This is a genomic window from Mesorhizobium sp. B2-3-4, from assembly GCF_006442315.1.
Taxonomy (GTDB): Bacteria; Pseudomonadota; Alphaproteobacteria; order Rhizobiales; family Rhizobiaceae; genus Mesorhizobium.
In genome coordinates this window covers 62,664-84,578 of record NZ_VFVY01000025.1, presented here as the reverse complement: position 1 = coordinate 84,578, position 21,915 = coordinate 62,664, and the positions used below count along the sequence as shown (strand labels likewise).

The window sequence follows — 21,915 nt, the reverse complement described above, 5'->3', positions numbered from 1 at the left end:
CCGCCGCACGCGTCCCTGGATGGCGGCCCATGACCATCGCCCAGGGGCCGATCTATTATTTCTGCACCCGCCAACACGCTTACACGATGGGCGTGCTGCTTGGCTATTACGACCATGGACTTGGCGAAAAGGTGCGGATCATTCCCTATGAGCATGTCGCGAGGCTCGGGGCCGTCGCGCCCGGCACGTTCATCTTCACGGATTTTGAGAGGCTGCTTCCTCCTCAGATGCAGGACGTGACGTCGCTTTATGCCCGCATTGCCAGGCTCAATCCCGACCTGCCGCTGCTCAACAATCCAGCCGCCGTGCTCGGCCGTTTCGACCTGCTGAAGCGGTTGAAAGCCAATGGCTTCAACGATTTCGACGTGCATCGCCTCGACCAGCGCGGAGAGATCGGGCGCTTTCCGGTGTTCCTGCGCTGGGAGAGCAGGCACGATCCGCCATTGACCGGGCTGATCGACAGTGCGGACGGTTTGGAAAAGGCGATCGCGGCGATGCCGCGTGCCGTCCGGGAAAATCCCGACGTCATGATCGTTGAATTTGGCGCCGCACCATCGGCCGACGGCCGGTTCCGCAAATATTCGGCGTTCAAGGTTGGCGACGACATCTATGCGCAGCACTGCTTCAGCAGCCATTCATGGTACATCAAGTTCGCCGAAGCCATCCTTGGTGACGCCGAACGGGCCGAGAGCCGCGCCTATGCGGAGGAGAATCCGCACGCCGCGCAACTCGACCGGATTTTCGCGGTGGCGGGCATCGATTACGGCCGCATCGACTATTGCATCGTCGACGGCCGCATCCAGACGTTCGAGATCAACAACAATCCGACCGTCATGTCGCGGCCGGCGGGCTGGGATCCGGGCGCGGATTACAGCCGCTACGCCACCATGCACGCCCGGGCGCTGCGCGGCATCATGCGGCCGGCCTCAGGCCCGGACCTGTTGCTCGGCGACGGCGGCATCAGCGTCGATGCCGCCCATGCCGACGCCATGCGGGCGGTGCGCCGGCGCATAGCGGGGTTTTCGCTCAGGCGGCGCCTGTCGCTGCGGCCGCTGAAAAAGCGGCTGGCGCGCATGTTCAAGCGGAAGTGACGCCTCGGCGCGCCAGGCAAGGCACTCCTCAAACGCGCGTGATGATGAATTTCAGCACGAGAAGATAGATGACCAGGGCGATTGCCCGCACCACGTCTTCGTTGGGCAGCGAGGCCAATGAAGGCAGGCCGAGCCAGGCGTCCAGCCGCGACGAGACGATCGCCGCCGGCACGGCAAGGCCGAAGCATGCCGCGGCCACCCACAAGGTGGCGCGGGTATCCGACAAGGCCTTGAGCCAGCGAGGCTGTCGCTTGACGAAAGCGGGGTCGTCGCCGGTCGGTATGTGACCATTGACGATGAACTGCGCGATGTTTTCCCATTGCCCCTCGGCGATGCCGGCGCCGTGGCTGCCCCGCACGAATTCGCGTTCCGCGATGCCCGGATGGGTCGCGGCCGCCTTTTTCGCCTGCCTGAAGCCGTCGAAGCCGGCTCCGCCGAGGTCGAACTTGCGGAAATGTTCGAGGCTCTTGGGCAGCAGGGCGACGACCCAGTCGGCACTGGCGACGACGTTCAGAACGCGTGCCACCCGACCTCTTTCGACCAGTGTCTTCCAGTCGTAGTCGCTGCGCACGACGCTGCCGGCAAACAGCACGTTGGTGAAAGCGCAGGCGGGATAATCGGCAAGCCCCTTCGCTGCCAGATAGGTGCCGTTGGAATGGCCGACATAGTGGAATATCGAGCGCGGATATTGCGCGACGGCGCTGACATACTGGTCCATGAACCATTCCACTTTCTGGCGCCTTATCCAGGGCAGGATGAAGGGCAGCATGGCAAAATAGCCATAGCTTGGCGTCCACGCGCGGGAGATCATCGGCGGGTTGGTGAGCGCGCGCACCCTTTCGGCGACGCGATGGGTCCAGAAGCCGTCGTCACGAATGCCGTGGATGACGAACACGGTCTGCTCGACCGTATCGTCCGGCTTGTCGATCTCGTCGATCAGCAACTCGGGTTTCAAGGCGATTTTGCCCAGTTCGGCCGGGCTATCGGCCAGCGCGCGGACAAACAGGTTGCCGCGGGCCTCGGCCGCCTCGGATCCGGTAAAGCGGATGGCGGTGTTGTGGTCGGTTTCCTCGAACTGGATCAGGTAGTAGGTGCGCTCGTCCGATGAATTGCCGTTGACGGCAATGTCGACCTGGTCGAACGGGGATATCAGATCATCCCGGCTGCCGAGGAGCTGGATCAGAATGGGTTCGGGCGGTGGCGTCGCGGGCTGGGTCGCGGCAGGCAGCGGCGTGGCATTGCCGGCGGCCGTTACAAGGCATTGGCGGCGGTAGGCCAGCCAGTGCAGGCGCGTCTGGACCATGAAGGGAGCACCCAGCCTGATGTCGAAGATGGTGGGTACCCAGCCGCTTCTGGGCGCGAGGTGCCCGAGCAGCCCGCAAATGTTGAGGCCGATCGAATACTTCCAGCTCAGGCGCTGCGATATGTGCCAGCCACGATTGAAGGCGGCCAGCAGCACGATCCGGTCGACCTTGCCGGCCCATGCACGCGGCGTCTCCTTGCCCAGCTTCTTTTCGGACTGGATCTCGGGAAGATTGGCAGCGGCGACGAGAAACACCCGCCGCGCTATCGTCGCACCCATGCTGTGCCCGGCAAGGACAATGCGCGCATAGCCGCCCTGCCTGTCGATTTCGTCGATGGCGCGCAGTATGTCGAGGACGATGTCGACAGCCCGTTTCGTGCTGAGGGCCCGATGATAGGGCAACAGCGGAACATAGGTGTCGACGCGGTATTTCTTGCCGCTGGCATCCGCTCCCAGCGCCCTGCGGCTGGCTTGCGCGACACCTTCCATCATTTGCGGCGTCGATCGCCAGCCATGCAGGATGACGACCAGAACCGGAGCTTTGTCGGCGTTCTCGACACCGCGCGTGAAGCCATCGATCGACATGCCCGTCCCCCCGTTTCGGCAATGACTCATGCCATGCGGGAGCCAGTCTCACGGCTCCGCGCCGGGTTCTGCTCGAGCTTCTCGCGACCGTTCGCGCCGGACCCCAGCCAGCGCCTTGCGTTCCGGTTCTGGCTTCGATGCCCCGCCAGGATCGGTCTCTTGCTTCCCCGCCAAATACTTACTGTGACCAGATTTTATACATCTTATCCCAGATGAAGCCAAAGTCCATTGCAAATGACGGGACAGGAACGGGGTTTCGAAGTCTTTTCTCGACTTCGAAACCCCGTTCCTGAACTTGACGTGTGCTCGTTTGCGCGGCTCAGGCCGCCTTGGCCTCGGCGCCGATGCCGTTCAGCACGGCGAGCGCGTCGGCCGGCAGCTCCAGTTCGGCCGCCGCCAGGTTTTCCCTGAGATGCCCGACCGAGGAGGTGCCGGGGATGAGCAGGATGTTGGGGGCGCGGCGCAGGAGCCAGGCCAGCGCCACCTGCATCGGCGTCGCGCCGAGCTTCTGCGCGACATTGGCCAGCGTGTCCGACTGCAGCGGCGTGAAGCCGCCGAGCGGGAAGAACGGCACATAGGCAATGCCGTCGGCGCCAAGGGCATCGACCAGCGCGTCGTCGTTGCGATGGGCGATGTTGTAGAGGTTCTGCACGCACACGACGGGTGCAATGCGGCGCGCCTCCTCGACCTGGGCAAGCGTGACGTTGCTCAGGCCGATATGCCTGATCAGGCCCTGCTGGCGCAGCTCGGCCAGGACCGAGACCTGCCCGGCGATGGAGCCTTCGGACGGCTCATGCAAGCCGTCGGTGCGGCGGAAGTTGACCACGTTGAGCGCATCGAGGCCGAGATTGCGCAGATTGTCGTGCACCGCCTGCCTGAGTTCCTCGGGCGCCATCGCTGGAAGCCAGGCGCCCTTGTCGTCGCGCCGGGCGCCGATCTTGGTGACGATGGTCAGGCCGGCGGGGTAGGGGTGCAGTGCCTCGCGGATGATCTGGTTGGTGACGTGCGGGCCGTAGAAATCCGATGTGTCGATGTGGTCGACACCGCTGGCAATGGCTTCGCGCAGCACGGCAAGGGCCGCGTCGCGGTCCTTCGGCGGGCCGAAGACGCCGGGTCCGGCCAATTGCATGGCGCCGTAGCCGAGGCGCTTCACGGTGCGGTCGCCGAGCTTGAAACTTCCGGCCTTGCTGATGTCCGTCATGATCTTTCTCCTTTGGATAGGACCAATATAGACGGCCGGGATCCGCACGATAATATGGTGCAATCGACACAGGCTGTGCGGAGTGGCGAACAATGGCAACGGATCTTGGTGATCTCCAGGCATTCATGGCGGTGGCGCGCGCGGGCGGCTTTCGCGAGGCGGCCCGGATGGGAAACGTCAGCGCTTCCAGCCTCTCGGAGACGGTGCGGCGGCTGGAGAGCGGGCTCGGCGTGCGGCTCCTCAATCGCACGACGCGCAGCGTCGCGCCGACGGAGGCCGGCGCACGCCTGCTTGAGCGGCTCGGCCCCGCGCTCGGCGAAGTCGAGGCGGCGCTCGACGTGGTCAACGGTTTTCGCGGCCGCCCGGCCGGCACGCTGCGGCTCAACGTGCCCGTCGTGGCGGCGAAACTGGTGCTGCCGCGCCTGTTGCCGCCTTTCCTTGCCGCCTATCCCGACATCAGGCTGGAAGTGACCGCCGAGGACAGTTTCGTCGACATACTGGCGAGCGGTTGCGACGCCGGCATCCGCTATGACGAGCGGCTGGAGCAGGACATGATCGCCGTGCCGATCGGCCCGCGCCGGCAGCGCTTCGCCACCGCCGCCGCGACGGCCTATCTCGACCGGCGCGGCCGGCCCGGCCATCCGCGCGACCTGCTCGACCATGCCTGCCTGCGCGGCCGCTTCGCCAGCGGTTTCACGCCGCCCTGGGAGTTCGAACGCGACGGCGAGGTGGTGAGCGTCGAGCCGACCGGCCCGCTGCTGGTCAGCACGGGTACGGCAATGGCGCTCGCGCTCGAAGTGGCGGTCGCCGGCGGCGGCATCGTCTCGCTGTTCGAGGACTGGCTGCTGCCCTATTTCGACGATGGTCGGCTGGAGCCGGTGCTGGAGCCCTGGTGGCAGGAGTTTTCAGGGCCGTTCCTCTACTATCCCGGCCGCCGCCTGACGCCGGCGCCGCTGCGCGCCTTCATCGATTTCGTCGGCGCGATGCGCTGGTGAGGGAGGCAACCGGGATGGGCTAGCGGCTTCCAGGGCCCGCTTTGCAGCCACATCCGGACAATCCAAGCGCGATCCGTAACGGTTTGTTTCCTTGCCCGACGTATCCACAAGGGCGGTTTCGCCAACGCCCGATGCACCCTCGAGAGGTAAAATGAAGGGGGACGCGTAAGAAAATGGGTTCGCCCTGGTCCGAATTGCTGGCCAATCTCGCGGTCGTCGCGATGTTTGTTTCGGTCTGGATTCACACGCATGTGTGGCTGGACCGCAGGCCGGCCGCGGCAAAGGCGGCGGCCTTCGGCCTGCTGATGGGTGCGGGCGCCATCATCCTGATGCTGACGCCCATGCAGTTGCAGCCGGGGGTGCTGGTCGATCTCAGGGCGACGATGATTGCGGTTGCCGGCTTCTTCGGCGGGCCTGTCGCCGGCATCGTCGCGGGGGTCATGGCCGGCGCCTACCGGACTTTCGCGGGCGGCGTCGGCGCCTTCGCCGGCGCAGTCGGGATCGCGGCCACCATGCTGGTCGGCGTTGCCGGCAACCTGGCGCTCAGGGGCCGTGCGCCCGCCATGTCGGACATCATGATCCTCGGCGCGGCAACCGCGGCCGGATCGCTGCTTGGTCTCAGCGTGCTGCCGCATTCCGTCGTGGAGATGGTTCTGCCAAAAGTGGCGCTGCCCTCCACCTTGCTCATCTTCGTTTCGGTCGCGCTGTCCGGGCTCACGCTCCACCAGGAGCGGCGTCGCCTCGAAGCCTTGCAGTCGCGGCGTATCTTCAAGGCCGTGGTCGAGACCTTGCCCGATTGCCTGAACGTGAAGGATCTCGACGGAAGGTTCATCGTCGCAAACCCGGCAACGGCTGAACTGATGCACGCGGCCGATGCCAGGGCGCTGATCGGCAAGACGGATTTCGATTTTTATCCCCGCGATACTGCGCAGCAATTCCGCGAGGACGAACTTGCCGTGCTCAAATCGGGCGCCGCGTCCACCATCGAACAGCGCCTTCACCACGACGACGGCACTGAAGGCTGGCTGGCGACATTGAAGGCGCCGTTCCGCGACAAGGCGGGGACGGTCGTCGGCCTGATCACGCACAATCGCGACATCACCCAGCGCAAGCAGTTGGAGACCGAGCTGGCGGAGAGCCAGGCGAGGCTCGGCGATGCGCTGACGCATATGGCTGACGGGCTGGTGATGTTCGATCCCTTGGGCAGGCTGATGCTGTGCAACGCGCAATACCGCGCGCTGTTTCCGAAGACGGCCGACATCAGGGTGCCCGGCGCCGACTACCGCGACATCCTGCGCGCCTCCGCGCAACGCGGTGAAGCGATCACGCCGCCGGAAGCGGTCGACGACTGGATCGAGGACATCATGGCCTCGCAGAAGCTTGTCAGCCACCGCCAGGTCCGGCTCGCCGACGGGCGCTGGCTCGACGTGCGCACCCGGCCGACCGGCGACGGCGGCAGCCTCAGCGTGTTTTCCGACATCACCGAGGCCAAGCAGGTCGAGGCCGAACTTCTGGCGCTCAACGAGAAGCTGAACCTTCTGGCGCATCGCGACGGGCTGACCGAACTGTTGACGCGGCGGGCCTTCGACGAAGCGCTGGCGCGCGAATTTTCCCGCGCCCGGCGCACCACGACGCCACTCAGCCTGCTGATCATCGATGTCGACTGGTTCAAGCGCTTCAACGATCATTACGGCCATCCGGCGGGCGACGAATGCCTGCGCGCCGTGAGCCGCGCCATCGAGGCGACGGCCCGCCGGCCGGGCGACGCGGCGGCCCGCTATGGCGGCGAGGAGTTCGCGCTTGTCCTGCCCGAGACAGACGCGCGGGGCGCCTTTGTCATCGCCGAAAACCTGAGGAGCAAGGTGCGCGACCTCGCGCTCGCGCATGCGGGCAGCGAGAAGGGCATCGTCACCGTCAGCATCGGTGTCGGCACTTTCGACGCGGGCGCCGCCGCGATGGAGATCGCCGAACTGCTACGGCGCGCCGACGAGGCGCTCTACGGCGCCAAGGCCGCCGGACGCGACAGGGTGCATGGCTGGCGTCCGCATCTCAGCGATCAACGCTCGACCGGTACACGGCGCAAGACGTGAAGCTTGCCGGTTCCGGGGCCGGTTCTTCCAGGGCCGCATCTTCCAGGCAAATTCGATGGGATTGAACTGGCGAACGCAGCGTCCGGGCTTCAGCCTGATCCAGCTCAATCCGTGCTGGCGGGGCCGAGATTCACAAGGCGGGCCTTCGCTTCGCCGACGCGTTGCCGCGCGGCTCTTATCCTGTCGCAAAGCCTCAAATTGATACCGACACCACAGTCCTCGTCCAGCATCGCGTTTGCCCGCTCGAGAGCGAGTTCCGCCCGATTGAGGCGCTGCCTCGCCGTAGCCAGTTCCAAGGTGAAAAGTTCCATTGCTCCGCTTCCGTGGTTACGGTCCCTTCCATTGGAAAACCGTTGCCGGTCGCTTTGGTTCCGGGCGGATCGCGCGAAGCCGGCTTGGCTGTGGCGCATCCGCGTGACGCGGCGTCAGGACGGCCTTGGATGGGCAAGGCCGGTGTCGAAAGTGTCGGGAAGAAAGGATTTGCCGCCGCGGCCGGTCGAGGCTGTCGTCATGGTGTCGACCGGCACGATGACGACCATGCGGGCATGCTGCCCAGGCCAGAGCGGCTTGCCGAAAAGGAAGAACGTGCTGGCGAGAAAGCAGACCACCAGGAGCGTGGCCAGGATGTTGGCGAGGATTTCACCGGGCTGCATGTATTCCTCCTCAAGATGACGTGCCTGTCGTCGCAACGAACATCGGCGGGCGATGTTCGGCACATGGGACCAATGCGTCGCGACTTCGGACCTCAGTCCGGGTTGCGGATGGAACGACAAACGCACATCTTGCCCAGGCATCGGCCGAGCCTCCCCCAAGCGGGGCAGCCGGGGCACAGCCCGGCCTGCTCGCCAACGTGCCGCATCTTCCGCCAAAGCGGGCCGGGCTCCTGCAGGGAAAGCCTCACAGGCGGACCGCGATTTCCACGGGCAGGGCAGAGCGTTGACCACGCGGCGAAGGCAATGCCCAATCAACGGGCTGGCGGAAAGCGCGCCGAACCTCCCCATTGCCGATGAAGGCAGCTACCAGCTCACCGTAACGCTGACGAGCAAAACGGCGATCAAGGCCGATAGCGGCACCGCCAGCAGCAATACCGCCTCGACAAGTCTTGTTTCCTTGTCGCTGAACATCGGATCCACCTCACCTCCCGGTCCCCGCCGGGGGATTGAGGGTTCGCCCACGGCCTGGAAGCGGTGGGCGAACCCTATTGGCGCAGGAAGGGACGTTGCTGCACCAATGCCTGAACTTGCAGCGACAACGAGCGCAAAAGATGGCTGTTCCCGGCGGCCGCCTTGGCCGGACTATTGCGTTTTTTGATTGGGCTTAAGTCCGGGGCAGGCAGGACCGAAGCCCAGGCCGGGAACGTTCAACCATGGCTGAAGTTCGACCCTCGGCGCGGCGACAATCCTGTGCCGTGCAACTTCCAGATGGAGGAACTCATGAAGAAGAATCTCGCCGCCATGGCCGCCGCCCTGCTGCTCGCCGGTGTCGGTGCGGCCGCCGCCGAAGACATCATCGTCCAGCCCGAGCAGGAGACGGTGATCAAGGAATATGTGAAGAAGCAGCCGCTGGCTTCGGTCAAGGTTCCCGGCGTGGAACTCAACATCGGCACGGCTCTGCCCGACACGGTCGAGCTGCACGAAGTCCCCAACGTCAAATATCGCTACACCGTGATCGACGACCGGACCGTCATCGTCGACCCCGGCACCCACAAGATCATCAAGATCATCCAGTAACGGCGCCCGGCCCGCCGCTTGAGCGTGGCGGGCCGGCTGGAGCGTGCCCAGGCAATCAGAACTTGCGTGGGTCGATGCCCTTGGTGCCCGGCCCGTAGGGGCTCGGATAAATCTCGCCGATCGTCATCAGCTCGATCTCGCCGTCAAGGGTCGAGCCGATGATCTTCACCTGGGGATCGTCGCAGCAGAACTCCCAGATCACCTGCCTGCATTCCGCGCAGGGCACGCCCGAATAGGGGCCATGGCAGACGATGGCCTCGATCTGGCGTTCGCCGGCGGCGGCCATCTGCATCACCGCGTTGCGCTCGGCATGCACCGATTGCTGCAAGGTGACGACCTCGACATTGCTGGCCGAAAACACCTGGCCCGACGCGGTGCGCACGGCTGAGCCGACCTTGTGATTGGAATAGGGTGTGTAGGCCTTTTCACGCGCTTGCGCCGCCGCGGTGACGAGTGCCTGGTCGGCGCTCGAAAGTCTGTCGAAGCTGGTCTTCTGCATCGGTTTCTCCGTATCGGGCTCCATCCGGAACTGATTCAGGATGGAGCTTTATCATTGCTTTTCCTGGACCTTGGCTGTTCCTGTCCGGTGCTCACGCCGGCTGCCGTTGCGGTCGCGTCATCAGACCGGCGACGAAGGGCACGACCGAGAGCAGGAAGCCGATCAGCGAGGCGGGAATGCCGCCGGGTTCACCCATCAGCACCAGGATGGCGGTCGAGCCGGCGCCGATGACGATGGTCGCCAGCATCGACCAGGAGGGAATGCGCCAGCCGAAGGTGGCCGACAGCACCGGCAAGAGCAGGCCCGGCACATAGACCGAGAAGCCGAGCATCAGGATGGTGACGATGCCGGGCACCGACAGCGCCACGACCAACGCCACCAGGCCGAGCACGAGGAGCAGGATGCGGCTGGTCCACAACCTCTCCCGGTCGCTGGCGTCGGGGCGCAGTCGCGAGATGACGTCGCGCTGCAGCGTGGTGGCGGTGATCAGCAGCGTGGTGCTCGCCGTCGACATCGCCACCGCCAGGAAGGCGGCCACCAGCACGCCGATGACGCCGTGCGGCAGAAGCTGCACCATCAGGTCGGGCATGGCGTTGACCGGGTTGGCGCCCGCCGGCAGCAGCGCCTTGGCGGCGATGCCGAGGAAGGTGAGGACGAGGCCGAAGATGGCCATGATGATGAAGCCGTTGATCAGGCCCCTGCGCGCCGTGTCCGGGGAGTTGGCGGAAAAGACGCGCTGGAAGCCGATCGTGTCGATGAAGCCGGCCGGCAACAGCAGGAACCAGACGAACAGCGTCGCCGGCGGCACGTTGGCGAACAGATTGTAGAAACCCGGAATGTCCTTCGTCGCCTCGTAGATGTGCGGCACGCCGGGTCCGAAGATGACGAAGAGCGGCGCCACGACGCCGATGACGAGGAGGAAGATGACGGCTTGCAGCACGTCGGTCGCCACCACGGCGAGGAAGCCGCCGAGCATGGTGTAGACGATGACGACGAGGAAGGCGACGATGGCGCCGGTTGTCGGGTCCATGCCGGAGAACAGGGTGAACACCATGGAGATGCCGAACACCTGGGCGGCAGCCCAGGCGAGGTAGTTCCAGCTCGTCACCAGCGATGCGGCGACACGCACCGAGCCCGGATAATCCTGCGCGACAATGTCGGGTGTCGTCACATGCATGCGCTGGCGCACGATCCTGGCCAGGAAGATGCCCATCAGCAGCAGGCCGATCGGGAAGGTGTACCACCACCATGAGCCCGCTATGCCGTAGCGGACCACCATTTCGGGCGTGCCGAACAGGCCGGCCAAGCCGGTCCAGGAGGCGAATGCCGAGATGGTCAGCCAGAGCGGCCCCATGCGCCGGCCGGCGACGATGTAGTCTTCCTCGGTCCTGATCGAGCGGGCGAAGTAGAGCCCGATGCCGGTGACCGCCACGAGATAGACGGCGACGACCGCTATATCCAGATTTCCCATTTTCTACCCCTTCAGATGCGAAGCCGATGACGCGCGCCGGACACCGGGCGCGCCGCGCAGTTCTGTTCGTTGTCCCCTTGTCGGGGCTTGACGACCCTCTGCAAGATTTGTCACATGCAAAAAACTTTTTTGCAAGTGCTGAATCTGGATTAAGATCGGAGCGTTCGAATGACCCAAGCCCCTACCAATTCGGCTGATGCCCATCCGGCTGATGCCAACCCGGGAAACACCGAACTGGTCGAGAGGGGCCGCGCCCGCATCGCCTGGATCCGTTCGCGCATGGCGCTGCTGGCGGGGCTTCGCGATGAGTTCAGCCGCACAAGGCCGTTCGCCGGCCGGCGCATCGGTGTCTCCCTGCATGTCGAGCCCAAGACCGCCGTGCTGCTCGAAGTGCTGGCCGAAGGCGGCGCCGAGATCGTCGGTACCGGCAATCATGGCTCGACGCAGGACGATGTCGTGGCCTTCCTGCAGAGCCGGGGCATCGGCATGTTCGGCCGCCGCGCCGACACGCTCGCCGATCATCACGCCAATCTGGGGCGGGTGCTGGACGCCAGGCCCGACATCCTGCTCGACAATGGCGCCGACCTTGCCGCCGGCATCGTCGGGAGGGGCGGGGCATCGTCGATCCTGGGCGGCACAGAGGAGACGACCTCGGGCGGCGACCGGCTGCGCGGCGAACTCTCCGGCAAGGTGCCGTTCCCCTCCATCGTCATCAACGACAGCCCGCTGAAGGCGATCGGCGAGAACAAGCACGCGGTCGGCCAATCGGTGGTGGAAAGCTTCATGCGCATCACCAATCTGATGATCCCCGGCCGGCGCTTCTGCGTCGTCGGCTATGGCTGGTGCGGGCGCGGCATCGCACAATATCTGCGCGCGCTGGGTGGCCGGGTGGCTGTTGTCGAGGTCGACGAGATCAAGGCATTGGAGGCCGCGCTCGACGGCTACCGCGTGGCGCCGCTCGCCGATCTTGCCCCTTGGGCGGAAGTGTTCATCACCGCCACCGGCCGCGCCGGTGCGCTGCCGGCCAGCGCGATCGCCGCCATGGCGGACGGCGCGGTGCTGGCCAATTCGGGGCATTTTCCCTGGGAGATCGACACCGCGGGTCTCGACGCCATGACCAATGCCGTCACGGATATCGACGGCACTCTGCGGCGGCTGGACCTCGCCAATGGCAGGCATGTCATCCTCATCGCCGAGGGGCGCATGTTCAACCTTGCCGGCGTCGAGCCGAAGGGCAATTCGATCGAATCCATGGATATCGGCTTCATGCTGCAGGCGCTGTCGCTGGAGCGGGTGGTCACGGGCGCGGGGCTCGCGGCGGGCGCGCAGCCGGTGCCCGACGACATTAACCGGCGCATCGCCCGCCTGATGACGGCTTCGATGGGGGCCGCCTTGTAGCTATGGTAGGCCCCTGATTCTCTCCGTCTGACGCCTGAAGGATTGTGGGGCATGGCTGGCAAGACCGCGGAAGCGCCGGACTATTCGGTACCGGCCCTGGAAAAGGCGTTCGACATCATCGAACTCCTGGCCGAGCAGAAGGACGGGCTGAACCAGGGCCAGATTTCCGAGGCTGTCGGGCGCTCGATCCACCAGATCTACCGTGTGCTGCAGGCGCTGGAGCGGCGCGGCTACATCTTTCGCGACCGGCCGGCCGGACCCTATTTCCTGTCGCCGCGCCTGTTCGAACTGGCGCACCGGCACGAGCCGCTGCGCGGCCTCGTCCAGGCGGCGCTGCCGTCGATGCGGCGGCTGTCCGACGCCATCCAGCAATCCTGCAATCTCGGCGTCCACAATGCCGGCAGGGTGCTGATCCTGGCCCAGGTCGAAAGCCCGGCGGCATTCGGCTTCCGGGTCCGCGTCGGCGCCGAATTTCCGCTGTTCGACACCGCGACCGGCCGCACGCTGATGGCGTTCCAGCCGCAGGACAGAATCAATCAATGGCTGCAAGCCTCTGGCATTGCTGACGAAAAGGGCGACATGCGCGAGGCGCTCGCGCGCATCCGCGCCGCCGGCCATGAAGAGGTGGCGGACGGGCTGCAGCCTGGTGTCATCGATCTTGCCTTTCCGGTCATCGGACCGTTCGGCCATTCGGTCGCGGCACTGACCGTGCCTTATGTGGCGACCAGCTACAGCATGCTCGATCTGGCCACCGTGCGCAGCCATGCGGCGCAAGCGGCGCACGAGATCGCCCTGGTGCTGGCGCCGGAGCCCGCCGGCCAAAGCGCCGCGCCGTGACCGATCCTTGCGCGCCGATCGTCAAGGCCATCGCCATCCATGCCGAGCCGGCCAAGGTCTGGCGGGTGCTGACGACGCCGGCGATGATCGCGCAATGGATGTCCGACGAGGAGCTCGATGTCAGCCTCGAGCCGCATACCGGCGGCGCGATCGTGATCCGTGGGCTGCTGCATGGCATGCCGTTCGAGAACAATGGCATGGTGCGGTCGTTCGAGCCGCAGCGGGCGTTCGCCTATGACTACTGGAGCACGCTGTCGGCCTCGCGGCTCGCCGATGTGCCCGAGAACCGTACGGTGGTCGGCTTCACCCTGGCGCCGGCGGAAGAGGGAACGCTGCTGACTGTGACGCTGAGCGGCTTTGCCGAGCCGTCGATCCGCCCGCATGCCAACCTCTATTGGGGGCCGACCTTGCGGATCCTGAAGGCAATGTGCGAAGGCGCTTAAGGAGCGGTGAGCTTCGCGTCCCTTTCCTTGCGGCGGCGGGCGAGGTCGCGGATGCGGTCGGCGACCGCGCCGTCGACCGGATTGTAGACGGTCAGGCTGAGATCCGGCCGGCCGTCGACCGCGAAGGCCGAGTATTCGAGCTCGATGTCGCCGAGCTCGGGATGCTTCAGGCGCTTGGTCCCGTCGCCATGGCTGAGCACGTCGTTTTCCCGCCACAGCGCGTCGAACTCCGGGCTGGCGCCGCACAGTTCGTCGACCAGCTGTGCGACCTCGGAAACCGCGCCGGCGCGCGCGGCGTCGGCGCGGAACGCACCCACGACGAAACGGGCGAGGTTTTCCCAATCGTGCTGCCTGGCGCGGATTGCCGGGCTGAGGAACATGAAGCGCAGTATGTTGCGCTGGTTGGCGGGCAGGGCGCTGTAGTCTGTCATCACGACCTGAGCGGCGCTGTTCCAGGCAACGACATCCCAGGTCGCGGTCCTGATCAAGGCAGGGCTTGCCTCCAGCGTATCGATGAGCCGCTGCAGCCGGGGGCTGACGCCCTCGTCGCCCCTGTAGCGGACCTCGGGCGGGCGCCCGAGCCCGAGCATGAACAGATGTTCGCGTTCCGCCTCGGTCAGAAGCAGGCCCTTGGCGATGCGGTTCAGCACGTCTGCCGAAGGCGCGCCGCCACGGCCCTGTTCCAGCCATGTGTACCAGGTAGGGCTGATGTTGGCGCGCTGGGCGACCTCTTCGCGGCGCAGGCCCGGCGTGCGGCGGCGCCCGGAAAAGCCGAACGAGGCGGGGTCGAGCCGGGTGCGCCGGTCCTTCAGGAAGGCGGCGAGCGAGCCGGGGGCACCGGTGGGCATGCTGTTGGTCATCCTGTTAAAGATTATACCATGATAAAGTCACTACTTTAATGGAATAATAGACCAGCAATATTACGCAGGCAACCGCAGGAGATTTTGCATGCGTATCTTTCTCACCGGCGCGACCGGTTTCATCGGTTCGGCCATCGTTCCCGAACTTCTCAAGGCCGGCCATCAGGTGGTCGGCGTCACCCGCTCCGATGCCGGTGCCGAAGCTCTCAGCGCCGCGGGCGCCGAGGTGCATCGCGGAACCCTCGAAGAGCCGGAGGGCCTGCGTGACGGCGCGGCCAGGGCCGACGCCGTGATCCACACCGCGTTCGACCATGATTTCTCGCGCTTCGCCGAGAACTGCGAAAAGGACAGCCGTGTCATCGCTGCGCTCGGTCAGGCACTCGCCGGCTCCGACCGGCCGCTGGTGATCACCTCGGGCGTCGGCATGGGCAGCCCCGGACATGGCGAACTGGCGGTCGAGGATGTCTTCAATCCCGGCCACCAGAATCCCCGCATCGCCTCCGAACTCGCCGGCAATGCGTTGCTGGAGGCCGGCATCAACCTGTCGGTGCTGCGCCTGCCGCAGGTCCATGACACGGTGAAGCAGGGACTGATCTCGCCGCTCATCGAGATCGCGCGGCAGAAGGGCGTCTCGGCCTATGTCGGCGAGGGCCGCAATCGGTATTCGGCGGGTCATGTCTCGGACGCCGCGCGTCTTTACCGGCTTGCGGTCGAGAAGCGGCAGCCGGGCGCGCGCTATCACGCGGTCGGCGAGGAAGGCGTCGAGGTGCGCGCCATCGCCGAGGCGCTTGGCCGGGGCCTCAACCTGCCGGTCGTTTCGATCGCGCCGGAACAGGCGGCGGAGCATTTCGGCTGGATGGCGCTGTTCGCGCCGATGGACCTGCCGGCCTCCAGCGCGCTGACCCGGCAGCGGTTGGGCTGGCATCCGACCGGCCCGACGCTGATCGCCGATCTCGACGCGATGAAATACTGAGCCGCGCGCCTCAACTGGAGGTGACGGCGTAGCGCAAGTGGATCACGCCATGCGCCAGCGTTTCGCAGCCTGTCAGCGACAGTTGCATCTTGCCCGCCAGGCCGGCCTCGCCGAACTCGACAAAACCCTGGTTTGCCGCCCGCGCATCGAGCGCGGGGGCAATGAGCAGGCTGAGCTCATCGACGAGCCCCGCCGCGAGGAAGGAGCCGTTGATGCCAGCACCACCCTCCAGAAGCAAGCGGCGGATGCCGAGCTCACGTGCCAGCACGTCCAGCATGGCGGCGAGATCGATGTCGGGGGTTTGCGAAACGATGTAGGACACGCCGTCGGCGGCGAGCTCGGCCAGATGGCTGTCGGCGACATCGTGCCCGAGCAACACCACGACATGGTTGCCGCCGATATCCGGCTTGGCGAAGTGAAGCTTGCCGGAGGCGTCGAGCGCCACGGCAAAGCAGCCGGCATCGCGCTGCGCGAAATGATGCGGCTTCTCGACCTTACCCGCATGCGCGGGCGGGTGCGCGGCGGCCTTGCTCATCTCGGCCATGGTGACCCGGCCGACGATCCAGGCGTCGCCTTCGAGATCGCCGTGGATCTCTTCGTAGAGGCCCGACCATTCGGCCCGGCTGCCATCGGGGCTTTCGGTGTAGCGGCTCGGATGAAGGCTGCCGTCGAGCGAGGCAAGCATATGGCAGATGATATGCGGCTTCATGGGAATTCTCCAAAACGAAAGTCCAAGCAAAAAGCCCGCCACCTCCAGGGCAGCGGGCTTCTCGTGAAGTGTCAATTGCGCGGTCCCCTGCCTTGCGCCATCACCTGGGGCAAGGCCGCCGCCTGTCAACCGGCCGAGGCTCGAACAGCAAGACCCGAACAGACGGGTCCGGCGACCAGTCACTCACCGGGTCGGCGGCGAGATCGGTATTGGCTCGGCGGTAAGCAATGTCAGTTTGCCGCGCCTGACCAGCCGCGGCGGTTCATATGTCTTCTTGCTCATCGGCTGTGCTTGCTTGTCAGGCCGCGCACACCGAGGTCGGGCAAGCGACGACGTTGGACAGCTTTTCCCTCTTCGACAGCACTGGTTTGTGATATGTCTTCTTCATCATTGGGAATCCCCCTGTTGGTCCCTCAATCCATGAAAAGTGCCGCTCGCCGACGAATTGTCAATCGGCCTGGCTAATGTAGCCTCAACTGTTTGGCCGGTGTTGCAGATGCGCAATAGGACAATGCCCCTCTGATGGCCGCCATCATCCTTTTCCACTCAGTGCTGGGGCTGCGCGAAAACGAGCGGCGTGCCGCCGAGCGGCTGCGCGGCGCGGGGCATGCCGTCACGCTGCCGGACCTCTATGGCGGCGCGGCGACGGACAATCTCGACGAAGGCTTCGCGATCAAGGACCGGATCGGTTGGGACCTGATCCGCCGAAGGGCTGGAGATGCCCTGGCCTCGACACCCGGCGACGCGGTGCTGGCGGGGATTTCGATGGGCGCCGGCGTGGTGGCCGAGTTCTGGGGCGCGCGTCCGGCGTCAGCCGGAGTGCTGTTGCTGCATGGGCTGGCAAGCGCCCCCCCGACCCTGCGATCGGGCCTGCCCGTGCAGCTCCATGTCGCCGATGCCGATCCCTTCTTTCCCGCTCCTGACGTCCGCGCCTGGCAGCACGGCGCGGAGGCGGCGGGAGCGGACGTGCGGGTTTTCCGCTACCCGGACGCGGGACATTATTTTTCAGATCCGGCGCTGCCCGACCATAACGAAACCGCGGCCGCGCTGCTGTGGAGCCGTGCCTTGGCGTTCCTGGCGTAGAAAGCTTTCGCGCCCGCGATCCAAAGTTCCGATAATTCCGACAATTCGGTGCCCGGCTCTGTTATATCGATGTTGCACAAATGGTTGACCCTGGGTTAGCATCCTCTTGTTGACGCCGATCGGAGGAATTTTAGGCGGCGCTCAGCTGGAGCGGCATGCGTTATTGGCGCAAGGAGGATGCTCCAACACTTTGAACCGGCGCGTGATCCTTCCTGAAACCGGTCCCGGTTTTTAGGGACCGTGCGCTTCTGTGGAGGAGGAACCCATGAACAGACGTGAATTCCTGATGACGTCCGTGGCCGCGGGCGCCATGGTCGTGGCCGCACGCTCGGCCTTCGCCGACGACAAGCTCACCATACTGGGCTCGGTGCCCAGTCTCGGCTTTCCGTTCTTCGTGCACATGCTGAACGAGATCAAGGCCGAGGCGCAGGCCCAGGGCGTCAATCTGACCGAGAGCGACGGCCAGAACTCGGCCACCAAGCAGACCGCCGACATCGAGGCGGCGCTGGTGCAGAAGGTCAATGCCATCGTCATTTCGCCGCTCGACGTCAACGCGCTGGCGCCGGCCATCGAGGAAGCCGTCAAGGCCGGGGTTCCGGTGGTGACGATCGACCGCCGTGTCGACGGCGTGGAAGGCATTCTCGCCCATGTCGGCGCCGACAACGTCAAGGGCGGCGAGGCGGAAGCGCAAGCCGTGGTGGCGGCGTTCCCCAACGGCGCCAAGCTGTTCCACCTGCAGGGCCAGCCGGGCGCCGGCCCCGCGATCGACCGCAACAAGGGCGTGCACAATGTGCTCGATCCGCTGAAGGACAAGTACCAGATCATCTATGAGCAGACCGCGAACTTCGCCCGCGCCGAGGCGCTGACGGTGACGGAAGCTGGCCTTGCCGCCAACGGCAAGCCCGACGCCATCATCTGCGCCAATGACGACATGGCGCTCGGCGCGCTGGAAGCCTGTGCGGCGCGCAACTTCACCGACGTCAAGATCTACGGCTTCGACGCGCTGCCGGAAGCGCTGGTGGCCGTGCGCGACGGCAAGCTCGCGGGCACGGTCGAACAGTTCCCCGGCAAGCAGTCGCGCACCGCCGTGCAGATCGCGGTCGCCTTCGCCAAGGACAAGACCGAGCCGAAGGAGAAGCTGGTGCTGTTGACGCCGATCGTCATCGGCAAGGACAATCTCGACAAGGCGGAGAGGCTGAACGAGACGAAGTAGGCTGGAAAGGCCGGCGGGGCATCACCCCTCTCTGCCCTGCCGGGCAGAGAGGGGCGTTCAAGCGTTGACGGAGACCGGATGAACTTCACTGAGGAAGCCGCCCTTGCAAGCTGAAGCCGCACCGTCCCCCGTCCTGCTCGCCGTCGAGGGCGTCACCAAGCATTTCGCCGGCGTCACGGCGCTGAGCGACGTCTCGCTCGACGTCCGTCCCGGCGAAATCCTCGGCCTGCTCGGCGAGAACGGCGCCGGCAAGTCGACGCTGCTCAAGATCCTGTCCGGCGTCATGCCGCCATCGGGCGGCCGCATCACTTTCGACGGAGCCGAATACACCCCGTCCAACCCGCAGGACGCCAAGCGGCTCGGCATCGTCACCATCTACCAGGAACTCAGCCTGATCCCGACGCTGACGGTGGCGGAGAATATTTTCATCGGCCGCGCGCCGACCGGGCCGCTCGGGCTGGTGAGCTGGCGACGCATGGAGGAGGATTCGCGCGCGATCACCGCCCGTGTCGGCCTCGCCATCGACCCGATGACGCCGGTGTCGGCGCTGTCGGTGGCCGAGCAGCAACTGGTCGAGATCGCGCGTGCGCTGTCCCTGAAGAGCCGGCTGATCATCATGGACGAGCCGACCTCGGCGCTGACCGAGACCGAGGTGCAACGGCTGTTGTCGATCATGGACCGGCTGCGCAAGGACAATGTCGCCATCATGTTCGTCACCCATCGGCTGGAGGAGGCATCCGCCATCTGCGACCGCATGACGGTGCTGCGCGACGGCCGGCTGGCGGGGCATCTCGACCGCCAGGGCGGGCCGATCAAACTGCCCGCCATCATCGAAAAGATGGTCGGCCGCGCCGCCTCCGAGCTTTACGCCAGGCCCGCACAGCGCGCGGTGGCCGGCGATGTCGTGCTTTCGGTGCGCGGTCTGCGCACCGTACGCGATCCCGAGGCGCCGCATGCCATCGTGCTCGACGGCGTCGACCTCGATCTCAAGGCGGGCGAGATCCTCGGCGTCGCCGGGCTGGTCGGCTCCGGTCGCACGGAGCTGGCGCGCGCTATTTTCGGCGCCGACCGGATCGCCGCGGGGACGATCACGCTGGACGGCAAACCAATAGCGCCGGCCTCGCCGGCCGACGCGATCAAACTCGGCATCGGCCTCGTGCCGGAGGACCGCAAGCACCAGGCGATCTTTGCCGCGCTTGGCATATTGGTGAATTTCTCGGTCGCCTCGCTCGGCCGCTTCAGCAACGGCTTCGGCTTCATGGCCGAGCGGCGCGAGCGCGACGCGCTGTCGGGTTTCAGGAAAATGCTGTCGATCCGCATGGCCTCGGCCGAGCAGGCGATCGAGGGCCTGTCGGGCGGCAACCAGCAGAAGGTGATCCTGGCGCGCTGGCTGGCGCGCGATCCGAAAGTGCTTGTTGTCGACGAGCCGACGCGCGGCGTCGATGTCGGCGCCAAGGCGGAGGTGCACCAGATCCTGGTGCAACTGGCGGCGCGCGGCATAGCGGTGATGATGATCTCGTCCGAACTGCCGGAGGTGCTGGCGGTGTCGGACCGCATTGTCACCATGCGCCGCGGCCGCATCACCGGCGAGATGCCGGGCGTCGAGGCCAGCGAGGAAAGACTGATGGAACTGATGGCGCTCGACAGGCAGGATGGGCGTGAGCAGGAGGGGCAGGCACGATGAGCATCGCCGATGAACAGAGCCAGCGCGGCGGCGCGACGCTCGCAAAGCTTTTGATGAGCTTCGGACCGTTGCTGTTCCTGGCGGCGCTGGTCGTCGTCTTCACCGTGCTGAAGCCGAGCTTCATCGACCCGATCAACCTCTTCAACATCACGCGGCAGATCTCGATCACCGGGCTGATCGCGCTCGGCATGACCTTCGTCATCCTCACCGCCGGCATCGATCTCTCGGTCGGCTCGCTGCTCGCCTTCTGCGGCATGGTGGCGGCGGTCGTGGCCAAGGGCGGCGCGGCCAACACGCTGTCGCTGTCGACTTCGGGCACGCAGGGCTATGGCTGGTTCGCCGCGCTGCTTGCCGCGACCGTGGTGGGCGCGGCCGCCGGCGGCGTGCAGGGGCTCGCCATCACCAGGTTGAAAGTGCCGCCCTTCGTTGTCACGCTCGGCGGGCTGACGGTGTTTCGCGGACTGACGCTGACCATCTCCAATGGCGGCCCGATCTCGGGCTTCGATGCTTCGATGCGCTGGTTCGGCACCGGCCTGATCGGTCCGGTGCCGGTGCCGGCGATCATCTTCGCCATCGCCGCGATCCTGTGCCACATCGTGCTGCGCTACACGCGCTATGGCCGCGCCGTCTACGCCGTCGGCGGCAATGCGGAAGCCGCGCGGCTTTCGGGCCTGCGCGTCGACCGCATCCTGGTCTCGGTCTATGTCATCGTCGGTTTCTTCGCCGGGCTCGCCGCTTTCGTGCTGTCGGCGCGGCTGAATTCGTCCGAAGCGGTCGCCGGCATCGGCTACGAACTGACGGTCATCTCCGCCGTCGTCATCGGCGGCACCTCGCTGTTCGGCGGCATCGGCTCGGTCGGCGGCACGGTGGTGGGTGCCGCGCTCATCGGTGTGCTGCAGAACGGGCTGCAGTTCAACAACGTCTCGTCCTACACGCAAAGCATCGTGATCGGGTTGATCCTGATCCTGGCGGTGGCGTTCGACCGCTGGCTGAAATCAAGGGTGAGGCGGTAGCGCTGACCGTCGCTTCTCTCACAAGGGAAAAAAGGCTTTTAACCGTCCAGTTTCTCCTCGATGATGCGCGCCGAGCCCGGCACCAGCTGCCCGGTGTGGTCGAAGCGCAGGACCACCACCCAGTTGAAGACATCGCCGGGCCATTTGCCGTTCGGCAGCAGCGCCTTGGGATCGGCGCCGAAGGCCTTGATCAGCTTGCCCAACTGGCCGTGATGCCAGGCGATCAGGATCGACTTGCCGTGCGTTTCGCTGGCCAGCGCCGCGACGAGGTCCTTGACGTCCTTGTCGGCGAAGCGCTGGTCGATCGGCAGTTTCAGGGCTTGCGCGAGCGGCGTCAGCGTCAGCCGCTCGCGCGCGCTGTTTCTGGAATCGGCGCTGGCCACCAGCATGTCGGGCCGGAACGGCGTGCCGTCGAGCATCAAAGGCTGGAAATAGGCGACATAGGCTTGCGCGCGGGCCTCGCCGGCCGGCGACAGGCCGGTGCCGCCGTCGGGCTTCTCGCCATGACGCACGATCAGCACGGTGGCGTCGGCAAGCCCCGATGCGGTGTCGCCGGCGGCATGGGCCGACCAGACCAGCGCCATCATCCACAAGGCAGCGAGAACAAGGCGTTTCATGGCGGGTCCTTCCGGTGTGTATCGAACCCGTCAATCAGCGCAGCAATCCGACGGAAAGAGGGCCGGCGCGGCTGACGTCGCCACTCGCCGGCAAGGCAGGCCGCGCCGGTTGCAAAACCT

At 65.8% G+C, this 21,915-nt stretch carries 21 protein-coding genes; 12 read left to right on the top strand and 9 right to left on the bottom strand.

All coding sequences use genetic code 11. The features are described 5' to 3' along the window. The first annotated feature begins 29 nt into the window (after positions 1-29). Positions 30-1,091, top strand: a complete 1,062-nt coding sequence (locus tag FJ967_RS29270; protein ID WP_140735785.1) for a hypothetical protein — start codon at positions 30-32, stop codon at positions 1,089-1,091. Between the two features lie 28 nt (positions 1,092-1,119). On the opposite strand, the gene FJ967_RS29265 is transcribed toward FJ967_RS29270, so the two are convergent. Continuing rightward, the gene (locus tag FJ967_RS29265) at positions 1,120-2,979 is read right to left on the bottom strand and encodes an alpha/beta fold hydrolase (RefSeq protein WP_181176190.1); all 1,860 of its coding nucleotides are present in this window, start codon (positions 2,977-2,979) and stop codon (positions 1,120-1,122) included. Positions 2,980-3,298: 319 nt separating this feature from the next. Next, a complete protein-coding gene (locus tag FJ967_RS29260) occupies positions 3,299-4,180 on the bottom strand; it encodes an aldo/keto reductase family oxidoreductase (RefSeq protein ID WP_140735783.1) in 882 nt (293 codons plus the stop codon). 92 nt (positions 4,181-4,272) lie between these two features. On the opposite strand from FJ967_RS29260, the gene FJ967_RS29255 reads away from it, so the two are divergent. Both FJ967_RS29255 and FJ967_RS29250 read left to right on the top strand, forming a co-directional pair. Continuing rightward, positions 4,273-5,175: a LysR family transcriptional regulator gene (locus FJ967_RS29255; protein ID WP_140735782.1), complete on the top strand. Its 903-nt coding sequence runs from the start codon at positions 4,273-4,275 to the stop codon at positions 5,173-5,175. Between the two features lie 173 nt (positions 5,176-5,348). Continuing rightward, positions 5,349-7,265, top strand: a complete 1,917-nt coding sequence (locus FJ967_RS29250) for a diguanylate cyclase (protein ID WP_140735781.1) — start codon at positions 5,349-5,351, stop codon at positions 7,263-7,265. Positions 7,266-7,369: 104 nt separating this feature from the next. Here the strand turns inward: FJ967_RS29250 and FJ967_RS29245 are convergent, their stop codons facing one another. Then, complete coding sequence (locus FJ967_RS29245; RefSeq protein ID WP_140735780.1) at positions 7,370-7,576, bottom strand: hypothetical protein; 207 nt, start codon at positions 7,574-7,576, stop codon at positions 7,370-7,372. Between the two features lie 114 nt (positions 7,577-7,690). Then, on the bottom strand, positions 7,691-7,918 hold the full coding sequence (locus tag FJ967_RS29240) for a polymerase (RefSeq protein WP_140735779.1): 228 nt from the start codon (positions 7,916-7,918) through the stop codon (positions 7,691-7,693). Positions 7,919-8,698: 780 nt separating this feature from the next. Here FJ967_RS29240 and FJ967_RS29235 point away from each other — a divergent pair. Beyond that, entirely contained in the window at positions 8,699-8,995 is a 297-nt protein-coding gene (locus FJ967_RS29235; protein WP_140735778.1) for a DUF1236 domain-containing protein, read from the top strand. A gap of 55 nt (positions 8,996-9,050) precedes the next feature. Here FJ967_RS29235 and FJ967_RS29230 read toward each other — a convergent pair whose 3' ends face one another. Both FJ967_RS29230 and FJ967_RS29225 read right to left on the bottom strand, forming a co-directional pair. Next, entirely contained in the window at positions 9,051-9,494 is a 444-nt protein-coding gene (locus FJ967_RS29230) for a cytidine deaminase (protein WP_181176189.1), read from the bottom strand. Between the two features lie 91 nt (positions 9,495-9,585). Next, positions 9,586-10,965: a sodium:solute symporter family protein gene (locus FJ967_RS29225; protein WP_140735776.1), complete on the bottom strand. Its 1,380-nt coding sequence runs from the start codon at positions 10,963-10,965 to the stop codon at positions 9,586-9,588. Between the two features lie 168 nt (positions 10,966-11,133). Between FJ967_RS29225 and FJ967_RS29220 the strand changes: the two genes are divergently transcribed. Genes FJ967_RS29220 through FJ967_RS29210 form a run of 3 tightly spaced genes read left to right on the top strand, consistent with a single transcriptional unit; the run spans position 11,134 to position 13,643 of the window. After that, entirely contained in the window at positions 11,134-12,363 is a 1,230-nt protein-coding gene (locus FJ967_RS29220; RefSeq protein ID WP_140735775.1) for an adenosylhomocysteinase, read from the top strand. A gap of 51 nt (positions 12,364-12,414) precedes the next feature. Next, positions 12,415-13,200 (top strand): IclR family transcriptional regulator, encoded by a 786-nt coding sequence (locus FJ967_RS29215; protein ID WP_140735774.1) that lies wholly within the window; start codon positions 12,415-12,417, stop codon positions 13,198-13,200. Then, positions 13,197-13,643, top strand: a complete 447-nt coding sequence (locus tag FJ967_RS29210) for an SRPBCC domain-containing protein (protein WP_140735773.1) — start codon at positions 13,197-13,199, stop codon at positions 13,641-13,643. The genes FJ967_RS29215 and FJ967_RS29210 overlap by 4 nt, the downstream gene beginning before the upstream one ends. Here FJ967_RS29210 and FJ967_RS29205 read toward each other — a convergent pair. Further along, entirely contained in the window at positions 13,640-14,491 is an 852-nt protein-coding gene (locus FJ967_RS29205; protein WP_246675431.1) for a helix-turn-helix transcriptional regulator, read from the bottom strand. The genes FJ967_RS29210 and FJ967_RS29205 overlap by 4 nt on opposite strands. A 100-nt stretch (positions 14,492-14,591) precedes the next feature. Here FJ967_RS29205 and FJ967_RS29200 point away from each other — a divergent pair, with 100 nt between their 5' ends. Next, entirely contained in the window at positions 14,592-15,476 is an 885-nt protein-coding gene (locus tag FJ967_RS29200; RefSeq protein WP_140735771.1) for an SDR family oxidoreductase, read from the top strand. A 10-nt stretch (positions 15,477-15,486) separates the two neighbouring features. On the opposite strand, the gene FJ967_RS29195 is transcribed toward FJ967_RS29200, so the two are convergent. Further along, positions 15,487-16,185, bottom strand: a complete 699-nt coding sequence (locus tag FJ967_RS29195) for a RibD family protein (protein WP_140735770.1) — start codon at positions 16,183-16,185, stop codon at positions 15,487-15,489. 522 nt (positions 16,186-16,707) lie between these two features. Between FJ967_RS29195 and FJ967_RS29190 the strand changes: the two genes are divergently transcribed. The 4 genes from FJ967_RS29190 to FJ967_RS29175 all read left to right on the top strand — a co-directional run bounded on the left by FJ967_RS29190 (position 16,708) and on the right by FJ967_RS29175 (position 21,178). Beyond that, positions 16,708-17,268, top strand: a complete 561-nt coding sequence (locus tag FJ967_RS29190; RefSeq protein ID WP_140735769.1) for a dienelactone hydrolase family protein — start codon at positions 16,708-16,710, stop codon at positions 17,266-17,268. Positions 17,269-17,533: 265 nt separating this feature from the next. Next, positions 17,534-18,481, top strand: a complete 948-nt coding sequence (locus FJ967_RS29185) for a substrate-binding domain-containing protein (protein ID WP_140735768.1) — start codon at positions 17,534-17,536, stop codon at positions 18,479-18,481. 103 nt (positions 18,482-18,584) lie between these two features. After that, entirely contained in the window at positions 18,585-20,165 is a 1,581-nt protein-coding gene (locus FJ967_RS29180) for a sugar ABC transporter ATP-binding protein (protein ID WP_140735767.1), read from the top strand. Next, complete coding sequence (locus FJ967_RS29175; RefSeq protein WP_140735766.1) at positions 20,162-21,178, top strand: ABC transporter permease; 1,017 nt, start codon at positions 20,162-20,164, stop codon at positions 21,176-21,178. The genes FJ967_RS29180 and FJ967_RS29175 overlap by 4 nt, the downstream gene beginning before the upstream one ends. Before the next feature lie 38 nt (positions 21,179-21,216). On the opposite strand, the gene FJ967_RS29170 is transcribed toward FJ967_RS29175, so the two are convergent. Beyond that, on the bottom strand, positions 21,217-21,795 hold the full coding sequence (locus FJ967_RS29170; protein WP_246675430.1) for a flagellar basal body-associated protein FliL: 579 nt from the start codon (positions 21,793-21,795) through the stop codon (positions 21,217-21,219). Positions 21,796-21,915: the final 120 nt, after the last annotated feature.

Excerpts from the sequence above, each read along its gene's own strand:
- FJ967_RS29195 (WP_140735770.1), bottom strand. The coding sequence starts at position 16,185 with ATGAAGCCGCATATCATCTGCCATATGCTTGCCTCGCTCGACGGCAGC.
- FJ967_RS29255 (WP_140735782.1), top strand. The coding sequence starts at position 4,273 with ATGGCAACGGATCTTGGTGATCTCCAGGCATTCATGGCGGTGGCGCGC.
- FJ967_RS29270 (WP_140735785.1), top strand. The coding sequence starts at position 30 with ATGACCATCGCCCAGGGGCCGATCTATTATTTCTGCACCCGCCAACAC.
- FJ967_RS29230 (WP_181176189.1), bottom strand. The coding sequence starts at position 9,494 with ATGCAGAAGACCAGCTTCGACAGACTTTCGAGCGCCGACCAGGCACTC.
- FJ967_RS29250 (WP_140735781.1), top strand. The coding sequence starts at position 5,349 with ATGGGTTCGCCCTGGTCCGAATTGCTGGCCAATCTCGCGGTCGTCGCG.
- FJ967_RS29185 (WP_140735768.1), top strand. The coding sequence starts at position 17,534 with ATGAACAGACGTGAATTCCTGATGACGTCCGTGGCCGCGGGCGCCATG.
- FJ967_RS29245 (WP_140735780.1), bottom strand. The coding sequence starts at position 7,576 with ATGGAACTTTTCACCTTGGAACTGGCTACGGCGAGGCAGCGCCTCAAT.
- FJ967_RS29190 (WP_140735769.1), top strand. The coding sequence starts at position 16,708 with ATGGCCGCCATCATCCTTTTCCACTCAGTGCTGGGGCTGCGCGAAAAC.
- FJ967_RS29170 (WP_246675430.1), bottom strand. The coding sequence starts at position 21,795 with ATGAAACGCCTTGTTCTCGCTGCCTTGTGGATGATGGCGCTGGTCTGG.
- FJ967_RS29175 (WP_140735766.1), top strand. The coding sequence starts at position 20,162 with ATGAGCATCGCCGATGAACAGAGCCAGCGCGGCGGCGCGACGCTCGCA.
- FJ967_RS29205 (WP_246675431.1), bottom strand. The coding sequence starts at position 14,491 with ATGCCCACCGGTGCCCCCGGCTCGCTCGCCGCCTTCCTGAAGGACCGG.
- FJ967_RS29240 (WP_140735779.1), bottom strand. The coding sequence starts at position 7,918 with ATGCAGCCCGGTGAAATCCTCGCCAACATCCTGGCCACGCTCCTGGTG.
- FJ967_RS29235 (WP_140735778.1), top strand. The coding sequence starts at position 8,699 with ATGAAGAAGAATCTCGCCGCCATGGCCGCCGCCCTGCTGCTCGCCGGT.
- FJ967_RS29265 (WP_181176190.1), bottom strand. The coding sequence starts at position 2,979 with ATGTCGATCGATGGCTTCACGCGCGGTGTCGAGAACGCCGACAAAGCT.
- FJ967_RS29200 (WP_140735771.1), top strand. The coding sequence starts at position 14,592 with ATGCGTATCTTTCTCACCGGCGCGACCGGTTTCATCGGTTCGGCCATC.
- FJ967_RS29225 (WP_140735776.1), bottom strand. The coding sequence starts at position 10,965 with ATGGGAAATCTGGATATAGCGGTCGTCGCCGTCTATCTCGTGGCGGTC.
- FJ967_RS29260 (WP_140735783.1), bottom strand. The coding sequence starts at position 4,180 with ATGACGGACATCAGCAAGGCCGGAAGTTTCAAGCTCGGCGACCGCACC.
- FJ967_RS29215 (WP_140735774.1), top strand. The coding sequence starts at position 12,415 with ATGGCTGGCAAGACCGCGGAAGCGCCGGACTATTCGGTACCGGCCCTG.
- FJ967_RS29220 (WP_140735775.1), top strand. The coding sequence starts at position 11,134 with ATGACCCAAGCCCCTACCAATTCGGCTGATGCCCATCCGGCTGATGCC.